This is a genomic window from Methanobrevibacter sp., from assembly GCF_045644645.1.
Classification (GTDB): domain Archaea; phylum Methanobacteriota; class Methanobacteria; order Methanobacteriales; family Methanobacteriaceae; genus Methanocatella.
The window spans coordinates 1-4,328 of the sequence record NZ_JAZRHE010000063.1; the positions used below are offsets into that span (position 1 = coordinate 1).

The window sequence follows — 4,328 nt, forward strand, 5'->3', positions numbered from 1 at the left end:
AAAGTAATTACAAATTATTCGTATATAATCAAACAAAAAATTGATTGATAAAAAAAAGGTTATCCTAAGATAACCATTATCCAAGTTGTGTTTTCAAGGCCTAAAATAAAAAAATAAAAGGATTAAAAATCCTTAAATTTATTCGCCTAAAGCTTTTTTGATTGCAGGAGTTGCATCGATTTTTTGTGCATCGAATGTTAACTCTTCTGGGGATAATCCCATAGCCAATCCGTATAATTGAGCTAAGTGGAATACAGGAAGTGCAAAGTCAGTTCCGTATTTTTCGTTAACTTCAGTTTGACCTTGGTCAAATTGTAAGTGACAGAATGGACATACGTTAACAATTGCATCCACACCAGCTGCAGTCATGTGGTCGAGTTTTTCTTTGGTGAAACTAGTAGTTACATCTAAATCTCTTGATCTTAAACCTCCACCAGCACCACAGCACATCATTTTGTCTTTGTAGTCTACTGATTTAGCACCAGTAATTTCTACAAGGTCATCTAAAATAGATGGGTTTTCCGCTTGGTCTTCAATGCCAATAGTTTTGGTTGGTTTTAAGAAGTGGCAACCATAGTGTACAGCAACATTTAAGTCTAAAGGTTTTTCTATGAGGGATGCTAATTTTTCGTATCCTACATCATCTCTTAAAATTTGAGCGAAGTGTTTAACTTCAATGGTACCTTTGAATTCTCTTCCGATTTCAGCTAAGTTAGCGTTAATTTCAGCTTTTTTCTCTTCGCTTTCTTTTAACATGTGGTTACATTCAAATAATGAACCGAAACATCCGTTACATTCGGTCATAATGTCAGCACCAATGTCTTCAGCAAGAGTTAAGTTACGAGCTGCAATAGTGGCCCAAGTTTCTTCATCAAAAGAACCGAATACACCAGGAGCAGGACAACAAGATGCTCCTTCCATGTCTTTTAATTCAATATCTAAAGCTTCGAATAATTTTCTGGTAGCTTTTTCAACACCAGGATAACGGTTGTTCATGATACAACCTAAGAAGTATGCAATTTCCATATTATAACTCTCCTAATAAATCTATTCTTTTAATCCACCGGTTGCTTCATCGTAACCGATTAATTCATCGAATCCTGTAATTTTACAAATTTTTTGTACTTCTGCTAATGCTTCTGGATAAGCATGAGTAGTAGGTGGAATTTCAGGAAGACCGATTTTAGCTCTTAAAGCTTTGGTAGCATCGTTAATTGGCACACCGTGACCAGTATTCATTACAAATACACCAGTCATTTTGTGAGGTTTTGCCATGTATCCTGCATGAGCAGCGATGTTACGTGCTTTTTTGATAATTTCCACGATTTTAACACTTCTGAGACATCTTTCTTGGCAAGTGTAACATGTAGTACACATCCATAAAGCATCGTCAGCAATAACTTCTTCTTTTAAACCTAATAAACATTTTCTGACAATTTGTCTTACTTTGTATGGAGTTCTTCTTCCAGAAGGACAACTTCCACTACAAGTACCACATTGGAAACAGTGTTTTACAGTTTCGATTCCAGCATCTATGAACTCAGCAGTAAAATCTGGGTCACGATTGCTATCATTTAATAATTCTTTATCAGTTAATAAAGTCATATTATCTCCTTTTGTATCTTTATTTGATATTTCTTCAATTTTTTCTTTGACATCTTCTTCAATGATTTCAACAGCTTCTTCAACTTTTTCTTTGATCTCATGAAGTTTTTCAACTTTTTCATCTAAAGGTTTTTCCTTAGATTCATCGATTTCCTCGACTTTCTCTTCTGAAGGAGTCTCCTTTATTTCCTGAAGTTCCTCAACAACTTCTTCTTTTAAAGTTTCGATGTCATTTTTATCGTCTTTTGGTTCTTCTTTTACTACATCTTCTCTAGGAACAGTAGTCTTAGTACCAGAGACGATATCATCATTTACATTTTGTGAAGATGTAACTTCGACATCATTAGATGTGTTTGAAACATCAGTATTGATGTCTTCTTCAGTTTCATTTTCTCCCTTAAACAGAGTTTTAAGACGATTTATAATAGACATTGAAAACACACCTCGGATAATCATAGGATTATTTCCTCAAATCCATACTAATATTCTTTAAAGAAACATATATAAAGGTTACTAAAAATTTTGATTGTGTAATCCAAATGATTACACTTGATAAAAAATTTATATAAACCTAAAAAAATAAATAATTCAATACAACTACATAGGAAAGACATAAATGATAAAAAAATTCGAAATCAAATCACATGATGGACCCGGAAGAGTAGGAAAAATTGATGGGCAACTTACTCCGAAAATATTCTTTAAAAATGAATTAAAAATTGCTCCAAATGAAGGATCAGCATACAACATTGACCGCGAAATCGCCGAGTTTAATGTAAAAGAAACAGTGCAATTAGCAGAAGAACATGTCAATGATGCATATGTTGCAGTCATCCAAGGTTCCAAATATGTTGATTTAAGAATAGAATGCCTAAAGCAACTGGAAGAAATTGGTTATAACGGATTTATAATAGCCAATGGAGATGCTCTTTTAACCAATCCAAAGGAATTGGTTGAAGTAATTGTTTCACTTAAAAAAGAAGCCAAAAAATCCAGTTACTTCATTTTCCCATTTACTGAAATTTCATTTATGCCTATATTAACATATATGGGAATTGATGGATTTTTAGCTGATTCCGCAAATTATTACAGCCATAAAAATGTATTGCAAACCCCAACAAAAGCATATGATTTAAATATTTATCCGATTTATGAAAATATTTCTCAAAAAGAGTTAGAAGAAAAAAATATTGAAAATATGGAGTTCGTCATAAAAGAAATCCATGCACACATGAAAAATAATTCTTTAAGAAATTTAGTGGAGGAAAGGTCTGGAACAACCCCCCAAAACATATCAGCTTTAAAGATTCTTGACAGAACCCAAATGGATTATCTGCTTGAATACACACAACTATTTTAAGATTCTAAATGATTCAATAATATTTTTGAACTCGCTCTCTGATTCACCTGAGATATCCAAGGTCCTCAGTTCAAAGATATAAATATTCCTTTCTTCAATGAAAACGTATGTATGGATATCAAAATTAATTTCCGGAGTGTCCATATTTGCATGTAGCTTAATCGCATCCATATCTGCAATTTTGACAAAATCAGAAGATAAAATTACTCCGCCATCATCCGAAATAGCATCTTCCATGAATATCTTGTAATCATCCAGATTGGTGGCAGTTGGAAACATCACAGCATTAATCAAGTTATCCTGACCTTTAGATAGAGTGGCAATGCAGTCAGGATTAGCCAAGATATCTGCTTTTTCCACTTCCCAATTATCGGGATATTCAAAAGTAATCTTGCCAGTATTAAATGTACTCATGTATTATTCCTCTTTTTTTGATGAGACATCAATGGTTTCAGGAGCCTCATCAACAGCATCAATATATTTGGAAAATGGTTCCGGAAGTTTAGGCATCACTTCCTTTAAAATTTCAGCAGCATCAAGTTCCAAAGCCTGTCCTGAAAGCAACTGTTCAACATCAAAGTCAAATTCAAAAGGCTTTAGTAAATCGTCAGTCGGCACTCTTAAATTAATTTTATTTTTATTTAATATCATCTTAAGAGTGCTTGTGTTTCTAATCTGCTCATTCATATCTTCAACAGTGCTTTTTATATCATATGCTATAGCCTTATTCTTCTCATTTACATCATGTTTTGATTTTTCAATTGATTTTTCCAAATCCTTTACCAAAAGAGCATTTCTTCTGTTGATATTATCCCGTGCCTCATCGATTACAACATTAATTGCATTTAAAATGGACTTATTAAGCTCAACATTATATGCCAAAATCATTTTATTCTTATAATCCAATTCTTTAAAGATAGCAACCCTTTCATCATCGATTCTTGTAATTTTTTTATTTAACTCATGAATTTCGTCCTTCGCTTTAAGAAGTTCTTCCTTATCATTTAACTGTTCTTTTAGGGAATCGACATCATCAAAAAATGAACCTTTAAGAGTTTGAATTTGGTTTTGCAGGATATCTATTTCGTCATCCTTTTCTTGGATGGTTTGGTTGAATTCTTCAATTTTTTCATCAGAAAATTGGTTATTAACTAGATTTTCATATTCTTCTTGTGAGAGAACTTTTACCAATTCATTATCTTCAAATGGATCTTCTTTTTTAAGACTAACCTGTTTTTGCTTAGACTCTTTTTCTACAGTATTTCCATCTTTATCCTTACTATTATACTTTTTAGTATAAACCCTAACAGTACGAAATTCATCACTTTCCATTACTAACACCACTCTATATTAATAGATAAGA

At 32.6% G+C, this 4,328-nt stretch carries 5 protein-coding genes; 1 reads left to right on the forward strand and 4 read right to left on the reverse strand.

Annotated features, from left to right (window positions below; all coding sequences use genetic code 11):
• Positions 1-138: 138 nt before the first annotated feature.
• Both hdrB and hdrC read right to left on the reverse strand, forming a co-directional pair.
• Positions 139-1,026, reverse strand: a complete 888-nt coding sequence (gene hdrB / locus ACKI4K_RS03680) for a CoB--CoM heterodisulfide reductase subunit B (protein WP_407422397.1) — start codon at positions 1,024-1,026, stop codon at positions 139-141.
• A 21-nt stretch (positions 1,027-1,047) separates the two neighbouring features.
• The gene (gene hdrC, locus ACKI4K_RS03685; RefSeq protein ID WP_407422399.1) at positions 1,048-2,037 is read right to left on the reverse strand and encodes a CoB--CoM heterodisulfide reductase subunit C; all 990 of its coding nucleotides are present in this window, start codon (positions 2,035-2,037) and stop codon (positions 1,048-1,050) included.
• A 184-nt stretch (positions 2,038-2,221) separates the two neighbouring features.
• On the opposite strand from hdrC, the gene ACKI4K_RS03690 reads away from it, so the two are divergent.
• A complete protein-coding gene (locus ACKI4K_RS03690; protein ID WP_407422401.1) occupies positions 2,222-2,965 on the forward strand; it encodes an archaeosine tRNA-ribosyltransferase in 744 nt (247 codons plus the stop codon).
• On the opposite strand, the gene ACKI4K_RS03695 is transcribed toward ACKI4K_RS03690, so the two are convergent.
• Positions 2,957-3,379, reverse strand: a complete 423-nt coding sequence (locus ACKI4K_RS03695; protein ID WP_407422403.1) for a hypothetical protein — start codon at positions 3,377-3,379, stop codon at positions 2,957-2,959. The two genes, ACKI4K_RS03690 and ACKI4K_RS03695, sit on opposite strands and share 9 nt — an antisense overlap.
• A 3-nt stretch (positions 3,380-3,382) precedes the next feature.
• Positions 3,383-4,297, reverse strand: coding sequence for a coiled-coil domain-containing protein (locus ACKI4K_RS03700; RefSeq protein WP_407422405.1), 915 nt, complete (start codon positions 4,295-4,297; stop codon positions 3,383-3,385).
• Positions 4,298-4,328 lie beyond the last annotated feature (31 nt).